This window comes from Portibacter marinus (assembly GCF_021533195.1).
Lineage (GTDB): Bacteria > Bacteroidota > Bacteroidia > Chitinophagales > Saprospiraceae > Portibacter > Portibacter marinus.
This window is the reverse complement of sequence record NZ_JAJNKB010000002.1, coordinates 706,082-719,604: the sequence shown is the minus strand read 5'-3', so window position 1 is coordinate 719,604 and position 13,523 is coordinate 706,082. Positions and strand designations below refer to the sequence as shown.

Sequence of the window (13,523 nt, the reverse complement as noted above, 5' to 3'; positions counted from 1 at the left end):
TCTAAGCACTTGATCAGCCTTAAAAAGGACCACCGCTCATTACAAATGTTAAAATTTTGACGCCTTGTTAATAAATGTTTTAGTGAATCTATAGACGATTACACCAAAACATATCACCATGAAACCATACATAAAATTTACAGTGATATTCATTGTGCTGCTCTTTCATTTTTTGTCACTAGAAGCACAAAGCGACTCTCCAGATCGTATGTTATCTGAAAATAAATTTCCGGTAGCATTTGCATCCATACCCTTGTCAAACGACCCTATTTCATACAAATCAGCGTCAGATAAAGCCAACGACCATGCTGACAACAACAAGCAACACTTTAGTTTTCAATTCTCGGATATTTACTGCGAAAACACATTGAGTATTAAGCTCTTTAATTACCAAAAAGAGGAAATTAAAATTGAGAAAATCTTTCAGATGGGTAACCTGATCATTCCTACACATGAATTAGAAGTCGGTAGTTACCTGCTGGTGATCAAAGATGGCAAACGCAATCATCAATTTAGAATCGAAAGGCAGTAAGAAGAATTCAACACTATGTAGGTGATGTATTTACTACATACTTGTTCTTAAGAAATAATAAAGGAAATGTTAATTGACTGCTACCTAGTGGCTAATTCCACTGCATACGCTGCAATCTTACAGCATTTAAAATAGCCAATAAAGCTACACCAACATCAGCAAAGACTGCTTCCCACATGGTAGCCAAACCACCTGCACCTAGAATGAGAACAATGATTTTTACACCAAACGCCAATGCTATGTTTTGCCAAATTATTCGCTGTGTGGATTTCGCGATATTAATACCGGTAACAATTTTCGAAGGTTGATCTGTTTGAATAATGACATCTGCAGTTTCAATCGCCACGTCACTGCCCAATGCCCCCATTGCAATGCCCACATCGCTAGCTGCAAGTACAGGCGCATCATTTATTCCGTCACCTACAAAAGCAACTATTTTTGATTCATCTTCTTTTATTTTTTCTACCTCATTCAATTTGTCTTCTGGTAACAAACCACCTTTAGCCACTTTAATTCCAAGCTCATTTGCAACTTGTTGCGTTATGGAGTCTTTATCGCCAGAAAGCATAACGACTTCCTGAATACCAACCTCATGGATTCGTTTTATGCTTTGCATAGCATCATCTTTTAATTCATCAGCAATGGTCACATATCCTACAAATTCTCCATCTATTCCCACCATAACAATGCTTTCTAAAATGTCATCTGTAGCTGGAGGCACATTAATTCCAAATTGCTGCATCAGATTCTTATTCCCTACCAAGATCCGCTTTCCTTGCACAACGCCATTCAGTCCCTTACCTGCAATTTCCTCGATCTCATCTGCTTCTGGCAGATTCTGATCAGTAGAATATTCCATGATTGCTTTTGCTATCGGGTGAGTGGATTTTGCCTCAATAGCCATTAATAAGTTCATAAATTCAGCTTCAGGCATTTTACTGCTAATAACGATGTCCTTAATTTTAAAAACACCCTTGGTCACCGTCCCGGTTTTGTCCATGACTAGGGTGTTCACTTTCGTGATCTGATCCAAGTAAGTTGCACCTTTAAATAACAAGCCATTTTTCGAAGCAGCACCTAATCCACCAAAATAACCAAGAGGAATGGATATCACCAATGCACAAGGACATGAAATAACTAGAAATATCAAGGCTCTATAAAGCCATTCTACGAAAACATAATCAGAAACAAAAAAATAGGGTAAAAAACATATTCCTATTGCCAGATACACCACAATTGGTGTGTATATTTTGGCTAGACGCCTGATCAGTAATTCCGTTTTGGATTTGCGAGAGGTGGCATTCTGCACTAACTCTAGAATCCTCGCGATGGAACTATCATTGAATAATTTTTCGACTTTAACCTCGATCACTCCTTCTAAGTTGATGGAACCAGCCATTACCTTTTCATCTTTTTGGATGTCTAGTGGTTTACTCTCACCTGTGAGCGCCGCACTATTTAGAACCGCTTTATCAGAAATAAGCCTGCCATCGAGTGGAATCTTTTCTCCCACCCGTATTTGGATGGTCTCGCCTATTTTAACCGATTCCGGTTCTACCGACTCGTAACCTCCGTTTCGAAATACACTGGCAGTGTTAGGGCGCACATCTAGTAAAGCTTTGATATTACTCTTTGCCCTTTTCACAGCTGCAGTCTGGAAAAGTTCACCTATGGCATAAAAAAGCATTACTGCTACTCCTTCCGGATACTCGCCTATTGCAAATGCTCCTATAGTTGCAATCGACATCAGGAAAAACTCAGTAAATACTTCCCCTTTTCTTAGCGCTTCCCACGCTTCTTTCATGACGGGAAAACCTACAGGTAGGTACGCTAAAGTATACCATAGAATCTTAATCCAACCCTTAAAGAACTCGAGTTTCAATAGATGTTCAACTGCTAATCCTGAAAGAAGCAACACCAAACTTATCATTGCTGGCAAGTATGCCTTCCAACCTAAAGCTCCTCCATGTCTTTGATCATGTGAATGATCATGACCATCCCTTTCATGGTGCTGATCAGTTCTCGGGGCAATCGCAGGTGGTGTCGTACCATCTATTTTTTCTTCCAGAGTACAGCAAATCAAATTGCCTTTACTATCATAAACTGGTGGGTGTGGGTGAGTTATGTGATCATTCATTTTGTTTTATTTTACTGCGGTTGCTACGAAAACCCCACCCCTATTGAAGGTAGTGTTGACGCGAAATTGATTGACTCTTTTCTCTAAGTATTGATAAATAGGTCTATCTACTTCTCCTTTACCTATCCACTTTATAAAAGCACCTCTCAAGCTAGGTTTAGGTAAATACCAATCCATAATAACCATAGTACCATTAGGGCTTAGAAGTTCAAGCATATTATCTACAATACTTTGCCACTCAGGGAATCCAGACAAGCCCAAATCGCAAATTAAGGCGTCTACCTGTATTTTGTTATCAATGTTGCTCTTTAACCACTTATCACAAATATTTCTAGCATCAGCACGAAAAACTTTAATGTTAGACCATTCGTGCCTTTTAATTTTTATCTCAGCCTTGTTCAACATTCCTGGAGACAGATCAATACCGATGATGAGCCCAGAATCTTTCAGATATTTTTGAAAGTACTCAAAATTCTGACCAGTTCCACAAGGAAGATTAAGAATGGTTTGTCCAGGTTTGAGATTAAGTTGTTGAACGGCATAAGATCTTGCCTTATGGTAATACCATTTGGGAGAAAGCCAATCGTAGACTTTTGAAAACCGATCGTAAAAAGATATGTCCATACCTATGAAGTATCAATATTTCAGCAAATGTACAATTGAATTGTCTGCAATGAAATTGCAAAGTTGTTAACTACAACTAGGACACAAGCCTTTTATCATAAGCTCCATCTCTTTCTTCAAAAACCCACTAGGCAATCGCATTTCTGGAATGACTAAACTATCTATACATGTAATTTGCTCACATCGCTCACACTGAAAATGTGGATGCTGGTCAATGTGGTGAACAGGAGTACAATGTTCATTACACAACGCATACTTTACCTCACCTATTCCATTGTTTATACTATGAATGATACCCTTATCCTCAAATGTTTTAAGGGTACGATAGATGGTGATTCTGTCAGATTTTGGGAATTCATCCTCTAGCTCCTGTAAACCGAAAGTGCCATCATTTTCCATAAAAAATTCTAGAAGTAGCTGCCTCATAGGCGTAATTCTGATCTTTTTCTCTTCTAGAAATTGGATTACTCTTTCCATCTTCTATTGTTTTACTTCGACTTCTGCTTTTTTAAATATTTCTTGCAAATCATTTGGTATCTTAAATGGTTTTAGAGCAGGAACATCTGCGCCTCCTGGATTCCCAATGGGTACAGTCCCAACAAATGACTTAATTCCACCAAAAATGAGCCGTGGAATTTGACCTAGGATTTCTCTTCTATTCTTAATTCTAAATCCAAATTGCATCATTTTCCAGTGAACATAGCTATGTACAAAGGGATATCTCTGACCTATGATGTGTGCCCTTTCTAAATGAACCCACGCGTTGCCTATCTTTCCATTCCGATACTCCGTACTGAACTTTTTCATTTCTGTATTATAAAAAGGCTTGAGCTTTTCTGGCATTATTATATATAATTTCATAAAGATTTTTTATAGAAGTGATTTACAAGATTTTATTAATTTCTTTTCGTGCCATTGATTCTTAAAATACGTTAAAAACATTTCATTGAATAATTTTAATGATCATGCTCTAATTCTCCCGCTTTAGATTGGGCATATACATAATATGCTCCATGCGTCACTATTTTCATATCACTAGATATGTTATCGATTAAACTTACAGCAGTGAATCCATTATCAGATGTTCCGGGAATCACCATAAGTCGCTCAAATTCTACTTCGCCTGCATCTGTCTGATCATTAGCAACATAGATATAAGAAGATGCTCCATCTTTTATTATAGCTGATTCCGGCAAGGCTTGCACCGTCTGGTCGTTCAACCATATTTTAGCTTCTACAAAAAGATCCTTGATGAACTTGGGCCGTTCCTTTTCTAAGTGACCATGGATTCGAACTGTCTTATTTTCTGTATTGAACTCTTTCCCAATGACGTGGACTTCTCCTTCGTAAATTGTACTTCCCAACGCAGGGACAGAGTAACTGATTTTTTGCTCTTCCTTGATGTTTGCAATATCCTTTTCGAAAACATCTAACTCTAAGTGCAAGTGATTTTCATTGACAATTTCCATCAATTCTATGTTCGGAGTAACATACATTCCATTATGCATCTTAATGGAAGTAATATAACCGCTCATCGGTGCATAAATCGCAACACGTTCGATAATATTGTCTGCTGTCAATTTATCTACGTCAATTCCTAGATAAGATAACTGCTTAGCAATCCCTTTTAAAGTTGCAGTTTTCATATTCACTAAGGACTCAAGTTTTTGCACATTTTTCTCAATGCCAGCATTGGACGCCACTAAAGTTCTTTGGCGAGCCAATTCTTGTTGATCATAGATTAATTCAGCAGACACCTCAAGATATTCTCGCTGATGCTGGATAAATTCTGGGTTTTCTAAATAAGCCATGACTACTCCTTTTTTAACGTAATTGCCTTCTACATACTTATTACTATTTTTGATAAAACCACTCGACTTCGCACTGACAGAAGTTAACGCATTAGGAGGTAAGCCTAAAGTACCCGTGGCACTTATAAAATCATTGATTTTGATACTAGAAAAATCACCAAATTGTATATCCATGGTTTTGATTTGCTCTTTACTCAAGTGAATCTCTCCTTCTTTGTGTTCTTCACCATGACCATCACCTTCAGTGTGTTGAGTTGCTTCATCACTATAATTGTGACCGTTACTCTTTTGATGAGTCTGACGACAAGAAACTAGAAGTAGCATACATGCTACTGACACAGTGGATAGAATTAATTTATATATAAATTTCATTATGAAAATTTTTATTGATATGACAAAAATTGATAAGACATTACAGCCTTGTTATAGGCTAATATCTGCTCCCAATATTGCTTGTTATTTTTAGAAAGCAGATTCAGCGTATTGAGTAATTCGAGATAGGAAATTTCTCCTGCCTGATAATTGAGTTTTGAAATTCTGTCTAATTCAGGGTTAAGATTTTCTAACTGATCTCGATAAAATTTCACGCCTTCTGCATAAAGTTGAATAGCATTCCTAACAGAAAGCAAATCTTGTTTCGTTCGAAAACGTTCAGCTTCGAGGTTGGCTTGTGCAACCTCCACCTGTAGTCGCTGAGCAGCTATTTTCTGCTTGGCCTGCTTATTAAAGAGTGGTATTTGGATGCCAGCTTGTAACCCATGCAACCATCCACCCTCAAAATAATTTTGAGCGGCATAACCGACACTAAAATCAGGTTTCATGGACGCCTTTATTAGGTCAATGTTTGCCTTTTCGATATTAATGTCCAGATTGGCTAATTGTATCCTCAACGAATTCATGTTATCTTCTTGCACAAAGGGTAGAAGCGTCAAACTGTCTTCAGATGTAACCAAAACATTGGAGTTAAGTAATTCAGACAATTTCTCCTCTAAGTTTTTAATCTCTATGTTTACCTGATTTTCCAGTAAGCGATACTCATTTAGGGAAGATTGAATAGAAAGCAATTCCATCTGATTTGCTTCTCCTACTTCTACCCGAACTCTTGCAACCTGAGCATATTTTTCATAAAGCTGATAAAGCCTAGCGTACAGTTTTTGCAATTCTTTACGTTGTTGTAAGTCAAGATAGTTCTGCTGCACTTGCAATTGTAAATCTCTTTCAGTCCATTGCTTTTTCAAGATACTCTGAGCAACCCGTTCATTTTGCAAACTATTTTGTGCTCGCGTATTTGCAGGATTAGGAACATTTTGAATCAAGCCGAGCTGGTTCACACGCTGTCCATTTTCTCTAAAAAGTCCGTCTCCTTGATAGCTAAAATCCGTCGTTCCTAAACTATATTCTAAATTTTGTAAAGCTTGACTTTGCTGTACTTGCATTTCAGCTGCAATTATGGTTGGATTATTAGCTATAGCCATTTCCACTGCCTCATTCATGGATACAGGTAACTGTTGAGCTTGCGAGGAAAAACCTATAAATAGGAGTGGAATCAAAATTAATGTACCCTTTGTAGGCAATGAACCATTCGTCTTTCTTTCTTGCCATTTCGCAAGCCAACTGTACAAAATAGGAAGAATAATCAAGGTCAAAAATGTGGCTGTAATCAAACCTCCTATGACCACAGTTGCTAATGGTCGTTGAACTTCTGCTCCTCCTGAGCTTGAGATTGCCATGGGAAGAAAGCCAAATGATGCGACCATAGCAGTCATTAGAACAGGTCGCAATCGCACTTTTGTGCCTTTAAGTATCCGCTCTCTAACATTGGTAACCCCTTCATTTTTTAACTGATTCAAATATCCAATTAATACGATGCCGTTCAAAACCGCTACACCAAACAAGGCAATGAATCCAATTCCTGCAGAAATGCTGAATGGCATTCCTCTGAGCTCTAAGGCCCATATACCTCCGATCGCAGATAAAGGTATGGCTGTAAAGATCAATGCTGCCTGAGCCACAGACCCAAAAGTAAAAAAGAGTAGAATGAAAATCAGTGCAAGTGCCAGTGGCACGGCGATCATCAGTCGCGCATTCGCGGCTTTTAGATTTTCAAATTGACCTCCATAATTAAAGTAATAGCCGGCTGGCAATTCCACTTTGGCATCCAATTCCACTTGTATTTTTCTAACTAAAGTCTCTACATCTGTATTTCCAACATTGACACCAATAACAATTCTACGCTTCGTGTTTTCTCTGGAAATCTGCATCGGTGCATCTATCAATTCCACATCTGCGACAGCTTGTAATGGAACTTGTGTTCCATTGTCTAAAGTGATGTATAATTCTTGAACGTTGCTTATATCGCTTCGATATTTTTCATCAAATCGAACCACTAAATCAAATCGCTTTTCTCCTTCATAGATAATACCAGCACTTTCCCCTGCAAAAGCAGTCCTCACTACTTGATTCACTTCTTTAACCTGTAATCCATACTGTGCCATTTTATCATACTTGAAATTTATGATGATTTGTGGCATACCTATAGTTTGTTCAACATTCACCGTTCCTACACCTCCTATGCCAGTTATAATTCCCTCTGCCTCCTTGGCTTTGTTGTACAGTAAATCAAGATCTTCTCCATACAGTTTAATCGCGATATCAGCTTTAGAACCGGTCATCAATTCATTAAATCGTAATTGGATGGGTTGAGAAAATTCGTAACCTACTCCAGGAAACACACTGAGTGATTCTTCGATCTTTTCAAACATTTCGGTCCGGTTGCTTGCAGAAGTCCATTCGTCCTTAGGTTTCATAACTAAAGTATAATCTCCTATTTCTACGGGCATAGGATCAGTGGGTATCTCTGCCGATCCAATATTAACTACTACGTCCTCTATTTCAGGAAAGTCTGCCAAAAGTTTTTTCTGTATCATTTTCGACATTTCGATACTTTGAGAAAGTGAAGTTCCAGGTGGCAGAATTTGCTGCATGGCTAAGTCACCTTCTTCTAGAGTGGGGATAAATTCACCACCCATTCGACTAAAAACTAGCATACTTAAACTGAACAGTATCACTGTCCCCAGTACAAAGGCGGCTTTGAAACGTAAGGCAAGGTCAAGTATCGGTCTATACAGTTTCTGAAAGAATGCGATAATTCGATCGGCAATTGTTTTCTTATTGCTGATGTTCTTATTTAAAAATAAGGCCGCCATCATAGGAACATAAGTCAAGGAAAGAATTAATGCTCCTCCAATTGCCAACATAACTGTTTGGGCCATGGGCTTAAACATCTTACCTTCTATTCCTACCAACACTAATATCGGTATATACACCATCAGGATAATAATTTCTCCGAAGGCAGCTGAACTCCTGATTTTAACAGACGCGGTCTCAACTTCTTTATTCATCTGAGCGGCCGTCAGTTTTTGACCTCCAAAATTGACTTGCAAACGATGTACTATAGCTTCCACAATAATCACTGCTCCATCGACAATCAGACCAAAATCAATTGCGCCTAGCGACATGAGATTGGCAGAAATCCCTAACACATTCATCATGGAAATGGCAAACAACATCGATAAAGGTATAACAGAAGCCACTATTAAACCCGCCCGAAAATTTCCGAGCATCAAGACCAAAATAAAAATGACAATAAGTCCACCTTCCAGCAAGTTTTTCTTAACTGTTCCAATAGTAGTAGATACTAATTTATCCCTAACCAAATATGGCTCTATTACAACTCCCTCTGGCAATGATTTTTCAATCTGAATCACCCTTTCTTTAACTCGGTCAGTAACCGCAGCTGAGTTAGCTCCTTTGAGCATCATTACCCGACCTCCTACGGCCTCTTCACCATCTCTAACCAGTGCACCATAACGAGGAGCTTTCCCAAACTGCACGGTGGATACATCCTTTATTAAGATAGGTCTTCCATTTCGAACATCTACCACTATATTACCGATGTCATTAAGAGACTGTGCGACACCATTTGTACGGATATAATAGGTGTTTGGATTTTTTTCGATGTACGATCCACCAGTGTTTTCATTGCTTTTATCTAGTGCATTAAATACCTCTGTAATACTAATCCCAACTGATTTGAGTAAATTAGGATTTACGGCTACTTCGTATTGCTTCAGATAGCCGCCCATTGTATTGACTTCTACCACGCCTTCTATTCCTGATAATTGACGACTGACGATCCAGTCCTGAATGCTCCGAAGGTCGGTGAGTGAATATTCGTCTTCATAACCTTCAGCAGGGCGCACTACATATTGGTATATTTCTCCTAAACCTGTAGATATAGGTGCCATCTCCGGTGTGCCCAGACCATCTGGTATGTTGCTCTCTGCTTCTTTTAAAAATTCACTAACCAATTGGCGTGATAAGTAAATATCCATATCCTCTTCGAAAACGACTGTGACAACAGATAGACCAAAGCGAGAAATGGATCGAATTTCCACCAATTGCTGAATATTTTGTAATGCTAGTTCTACTGGTGTTGTAATAAATTGCTCCACCTCTTGCGTCGCAAGTGTCGGTGAAATGGTAATTACCTGGACCTGATTATTAGTAATATCAGGAACAGCATCAATAGGTAACTGTCGCAAGGAAAATATTCCCCACACAATGAGAGCCACTACCAATAGGCCTACAACAAACTTATTGTCAATCGAATAAGTGATAATCTTATCAAACATGAATTATGATTTAAGTATAATTTAGTTTTTGCATCAAGCGCAAGAGGACATAGTTTGCCCTAGGAAATTGATTAAACTATACTTGGCGGGTGCCATACTCCCAGACTGTAGTCAAATGAATAGTCGAAAGCATAGTACATTTTATAGCTGAAGATATGTTCTTTTGTAGTCTTCGCTGGTTTTTCAATAAGTGGAATAATGAGGAAGGTACCACAACAAGAACATGTGCAAAAAGGAGTACAATTATCTTCTTGCTCTACAGGATGGCTATGATCGGTGTGGTTTAATACATTTACTACTGTATCATTAGATATACATTGTGTTAACCCATCCCCACAGTACAAAACCGACAGGCATAAAATATATAATGATAACGATATGGAAAAAATCCTCATAATATTATAACAAAGTTAAACGAAATTACTTGCAATTAACTTGCAAAGTTTTTCCGCTCAATAATGCTCAAATTTACTTGATCAATATTTTTTACTATCACCTTATAAAATTAGGTATTGAATTTTTAAAAATTCAGTCTAACTAGACCTTTTGAAATTGATTACTATAAAGTAGGTTATGCTATTCTCTGCGAAAAGCATTAAGCCTCTCATCTAAGTTATTCAAAATATTAGCAGATTTGCATCACTCTTCATTTTATGTATCTAACTATCTTTCTGAGATTTTTAAAATGATACATAATATTTATCAATCGATAGTAAAGTTTGTATACAATTCTTGAGAAACGCATATTCACTTTGAGATAGAAATTTCACAACAATCATTCACATTGACATACGTTTAACAACTCGATATAGTCAAACATTTTCAAAATCCACATCAATATTTTCACATCACTCATACTAGAATATACTTATGAGTAGCATAAATGAGTAACTATTTATCCGATATATGACAGTTTCATCATATAATTAATACCTTTGAAAAACATTTTTACATTAAAATGTTGATATGGTTAAATATGACATCTAAATTGTCCAATGGATAGGTATATTGACATTTTCATCAATGGTTACCGTGGTTACGCTCAATATCTTTGGCAGGAGATCACCCACCCTACCTGGAAAAGTTATTTCTACTGGCTCATCATCGTTTCCTTGCTATTTTTCTTTTTAGAGGTGGTCATTCCCTGGAGAAAAAAGCAACCTGTCTTTAGAAAAGACTTCTGGCTGGATGCCTTCTATATGTTTTTCAATTTCTTTCTTTTTTCTCTCATTATCTACAATGCGGCCTCAGATGTTATTGTGAATTTGTTTAATGACGGAATTAAGGCCTTGACAGGATTTAATCTGCAAGCTAATAATCCATTGAATAACTGGCCGATGTGGTCTATCTTAATCATCGGTTTTGTAGTTAGGGACTTCGTCCAATGGTGGGTGCATCGGCTACTTCATAAATCCGACTGGTTATGGCAGTTTCATCAGGTTCACCATTCTGTTGAGGAAATGGGCTTTGCCGCTCACCTCAGGTTTCATTGGATGGAGACCGTAGTCTATAGGACGCTTGAATATATTCCTTTGGCCTTGCTGGGTATCGGCTTGTATGATTTTTTCATCATACACATATTCACACTGGCCTGGGGACACTACAATCACTCGAATATTTCTGTACAAGGTTGGGTGACCGGCGGGATATTAGGTATTCTCCTTGGAATTGTTTTCTCACAGGGATTACTGGATCTGGAATTTGCAAAACAATCCACTTTTGCTGGTTCACTACTCATCATATTAGGAGCATCGATCATCAGTGCCATCATATTAGGACCCGTTATGAAATATCTTTTTAATTCACCCGAAATGCACATCTGGCATCACAGTTACAATTTACCAGAAGACCGCCAGGATGGGATCAATTTCGGTTTGACCTTAGCGATTTGGGACTATATTTTCAAAACGGCCAGAATTCCACATGATGGCAAAGAAATAAGGTTGGGATTTCCTGGAATTGAGAAATTTCCTGATAATTTCGTAGATCAGAATATGAGAGGCATTTCAAAGAAAAAATCAGTGCAAGTAGATGAATCAAAGTAGACGCTCCTTTCTTAACAAAACCATGAAGACTGCCTTGGGTTTACCCGTTATTTACTATACAAATTTACCCAAAGGACTCTACCCTATTATTTGGGACGAAGATCCTATTCAAGGGAAGAGTTCCGAATTGGTCATATTGAATTCCAGACCTGTAAATGCTGAGACGCCTGCCCATTTATTGAATGATGCGCTGACACCTAACGATTTGTTTTTTATTAGGAACAATGGCCTTCCTCCCAGCGAGATCAATGTAGCAGATTGGACATTAACTGTTGAAGGAGAATCTGCAAAAACATCGAAATCCTTTACCCTCCAGGATTTGAAGGACGAATTTAAAAATGTGACCCTTAATTTGACCTTAGAGTGCGGAGGAAATGGCCGTTCAGAATTTAATCCTCCTGCAAAGGGTAATCAGTGGACGACGGGTGCCGTAGGATGTGCCTCGTGGACGGGAATCCGGCTAAAAGACTTACTGGCAGAAATTGGAGTAAAAGACGATGCTGTTTACGTTGCGTATGAAGGAAGAGATCTACATCTCTCGGGTGATCCGCAAAAGCTACCCATTTCGAGAGGTGTCCCCGTTTCCAAAGCCATGGAAGACGAGAGTTTAATTGCGTGGTCCATGAATGGTGAGGACCTGCCATTGATGAATGGTTACCCACTGAGATTGGTTTTTGGAGGAGTGCCTGCATCTTGTTCTGGAAAGTGGTTGAGTAAAATTCTGATCAGAGATCGTGTACATGATGGAGCTAAGATGGAAGGCCAATCCTATCGAATTCCTTGTGATCCGGTAGCTCCAGGCACCAAGGTTGCAGATGAAGACATGTGCATCATTGAATCCATGCCAGTCAAATCTCTGATCACTTCTCCAAAGACTGGCGCTATGGTCAAACCTGATCAAAAATTCAAAATAGAAGGTAAGGCGTGGACTTCTGCCGAAAGCATCGACAAAGTTGAGTTGTCCTATGATTTCGGTGTTTCCTGGATGACCACACGGGTCAAAAAAGCTGGCAATCGTTATGCGTGGCAGCAGTTTGAAGCAGAGCTTACTTTACCAAAAGTTGGCTATTATGAGATATGGGCAAGAGCCACAGACTCAGAAGGTGCCAGACAGCCGATCATTCTGCCTGGATGGAATCCAAAAGGTTACTTAAACAATGCTTGTCATCGTATTGCCGTAAAAGTGGTCTCATGAAAGGATTATTAACAATGGTGACGATCTCTTTTTTACTGGCGTGTTCTAGCGAGGAGCCTAATGGCACGGCGGAATTCAATAAAGTAGAAGATGGCATACACCTCAGGACTGGTTTACACGATGATCCTAATTTACAGCTGGTCATTGGAGCCTGCACACCTTGTCATTCAGCAGATCTAATTACTCAGAATAGGGCCACAAGGGAAGGATGGGAAGGAATGATCAGATGGATGCAGGAGACCCAGGGATTAGGTGACCTGGGGCAGGGAGAACCAGTTATTTTAGATTATCTGGCCCAATACTATTCACCGGAAGAAACAGGTCGAAGAAAAAATCTCGTCATTGCAGAGGAAGATTGGTACCAACTAGAGGATTAGTAGATAGTGCAGGCATTTTTTAGTAGACATATGCATAAATCAATGCTGTGTTTCGTTACAACTTTCTAATTTGCGAACTATAACAATCTTTTTATGATATAGTATCGT

11 protein-coding genes are annotated in these 13,523 nt (G+C 38.6%); 4 read left to right on the top strand and 7 right to left on the bottom strand.

Annotation, left to right across the window (positions count from 1 at the left end; genetic code table 11):
• Window positions 1-118: 118 nt before the first annotated feature.
• Window positions 119-532, top strand: a complete 414-nt coding sequence (locus L2567_RS07130; RefSeq protein ID WP_235297062.1) for a hypothetical protein — start codon at window positions 119-121, stop codon at window positions 530-532.
• A 91-nt stretch (window positions 533-623) separates the two neighbouring features.
• Here the strand turns inward: L2567_RS07130 and L2567_RS07125 are convergent, their stop codons facing one another.
• From L2567_RS07125 to L2567_RS21260, 7 genes are all read right to left on the bottom strand, one after another.
• Entirely contained in the window at window positions 624-2,669 is a 2,046-nt protein-coding gene (locus L2567_RS07125) for a heavy metal translocating P-type ATPase (RefSeq protein ID WP_235297061.1), read from the bottom strand.
• 6 nt (window positions 2,670-2,675) lie between these two features.
• Entirely contained in the window at window positions 2,676-3,293 is a 618-nt protein-coding gene (locus tag L2567_RS07120; RefSeq protein WP_235297060.1) for a class I SAM-dependent methyltransferase, read from the bottom strand.
• A 66-nt stretch (window positions 3,294-3,359) separates the two neighbouring features.
• Window positions 3,360-3,770, bottom strand: coding sequence for a Fur family transcriptional regulator (locus L2567_RS07115; RefSeq protein WP_235297059.1), 411 nt, complete (start codon window positions 3,768-3,770; stop codon window positions 3,360-3,362).
• A 3-nt stretch (window positions 3,771-3,773) separates the two neighbouring features.
• A complete protein-coding gene (locus L2567_RS07110; RefSeq protein WP_235297058.1) occupies window positions 3,774-4,154 on the bottom strand; it encodes a DUF3703 domain-containing protein in 381 nt (126 codons plus the stop codon).
• 95 nt (window positions 4,155-4,249) lie between these two features.
• Window positions 4,250-5,476, bottom strand: a complete 1,227-nt coding sequence (locus L2567_RS07105) for an efflux RND transporter periplasmic adaptor subunit (RefSeq protein WP_235297057.1) — start codon at window positions 5,474-5,476, stop codon at window positions 4,250-4,252.
• Window positions 5,477-5,487: 11 nt separating this feature from the next.
• Window positions 5,488-9,798 carry a CusA/CzcA family heavy metal efflux RND transporter gene (locus L2567_RS07100; RefSeq protein ID WP_235297056.1) on the bottom strand — a complete coding sequence of 1,437 codons (4,311 nt, stop codon included), beginning with the start codon at window positions 9,796-9,798 and terminating at the stop codon, window positions 5,488-5,490.
• Between the two features lie 71 nt (window positions 9,799-9,869).
• Complete coding sequence (locus L2567_RS21260) at window positions 9,870-10,193, bottom strand: DUF6660 family protein (protein WP_406626658.1); 324 nt, start codon at window positions 10,191-10,193, stop codon at window positions 9,870-9,872.
• 600 nt (window positions 10,194-10,793) lie between these two features.
• Between L2567_RS21260 and L2567_RS07095 the strand changes: the two genes are divergently transcribed.
• The 3 genes from L2567_RS07095 to L2567_RS07085 are packed head-to-tail and all read left to right on the top strand — an operon-like array spanning window position 10,794 to window position 13,415.
• A complete protein-coding gene (locus L2567_RS07095; protein WP_235297055.1) occupies window positions 10,794-11,843 on the top strand; it encodes a sterol desaturase family protein in 1,050 nt (349 codons plus the stop codon).
• Entirely contained in the window at window positions 11,830-13,038 is a 1,209-nt protein-coding gene (locus L2567_RS07090; protein ID WP_235297054.1) for a sulfite oxidase, read from the top strand. Before L2567_RS07095 ends, L2567_RS07090 begins: the two co-directional genes overlap by 14 nt.
• Window positions 13,035-13,415: a hypothetical protein gene (locus tag L2567_RS07085; RefSeq protein WP_235297053.1), complete on the top strand. Its 381-nt coding sequence runs from the start codon at window positions 13,035-13,037 to the stop codon at window positions 13,413-13,415. Before L2567_RS07090 ends, L2567_RS07085 begins: the two co-directional genes overlap by 4 nt.
• Window positions 13,416-13,523: the final 108 nt, after the last annotated feature.

What these genes read in the sequence shown, in the direction of transcription:
- L2567_RS07130 (WP_235297062.1), top strand. Translation starts at nt 119, where the DNA reads ATGAAACCATACATAAAATTTACAGTGATATTCATTGTGCTGCTCTTT.
- L2567_RS07120 (WP_235297060.1), bottom strand. Translation starts at nt 3,293, where the DNA reads ATGGACATATCTTTTTACGATCGGTTTTCAAAAGTCTACGATTGGCTT.
- L2567_RS07105 (WP_235297057.1), bottom strand. Translation starts at nt 5,476, where the DNA reads ATGAAATTTATATATAAATTAATTCTATCCACTGTGTCAGTAGCATGT.
- L2567_RS07095 (WP_235297055.1), top strand. Translation starts at nt 10,794, where the DNA reads ATGGATAGGTATATTGACATTTTCATCAATGGTTACCGTGGTTACGCT.
- L2567_RS07110 (WP_235297058.1), bottom strand. Translation starts at nt 4,154, where the DNA reads ATGAAATTATATATAATAATGCCAGAAAAGCTCAAGCCTTTTTATAAT.
- L2567_RS21260 (WP_406626658.1), bottom strand. Translation starts at nt 10,193, where the DNA reads ATGAGGATTTTTTCCATATCGTTATCATTATATATTTTATGCCTGTCG.
- L2567_RS07085 (WP_235297053.1), top strand. Translation starts at nt 13,035, where the DNA reads ATGAAAGGATTATTAACAATGGTGACGATCTCTTTTTTACTGGCGTGT.
- L2567_RS07090 (WP_235297054.1), top strand. Translation starts at nt 11,830, where the DNA reads ATGAATCAAAGTAGACGCTCCTTTCTTAACAAAACCATGAAGACTGCC.
- L2567_RS07125 (WP_235297061.1), bottom strand. Translation starts at nt 2,669, where the DNA reads ATGAATGATCACATAACTCACCCACACCCACCAGTTTATGATAGTAAA.
- L2567_RS07100 (WP_235297056.1), bottom strand. Translation starts at nt 9,798, where the DNA reads ATGTTTGATAAGATTATCACTTATTCGATTGACAATAAGTTTGTTGTA.
- L2567_RS07115 (WP_235297059.1), bottom strand. Translation starts at nt 3,770, where the DNA reads ATGGAAAGAGTAATCCAATTTCTAGAAGAGAAAAAGATCAGAATTACG.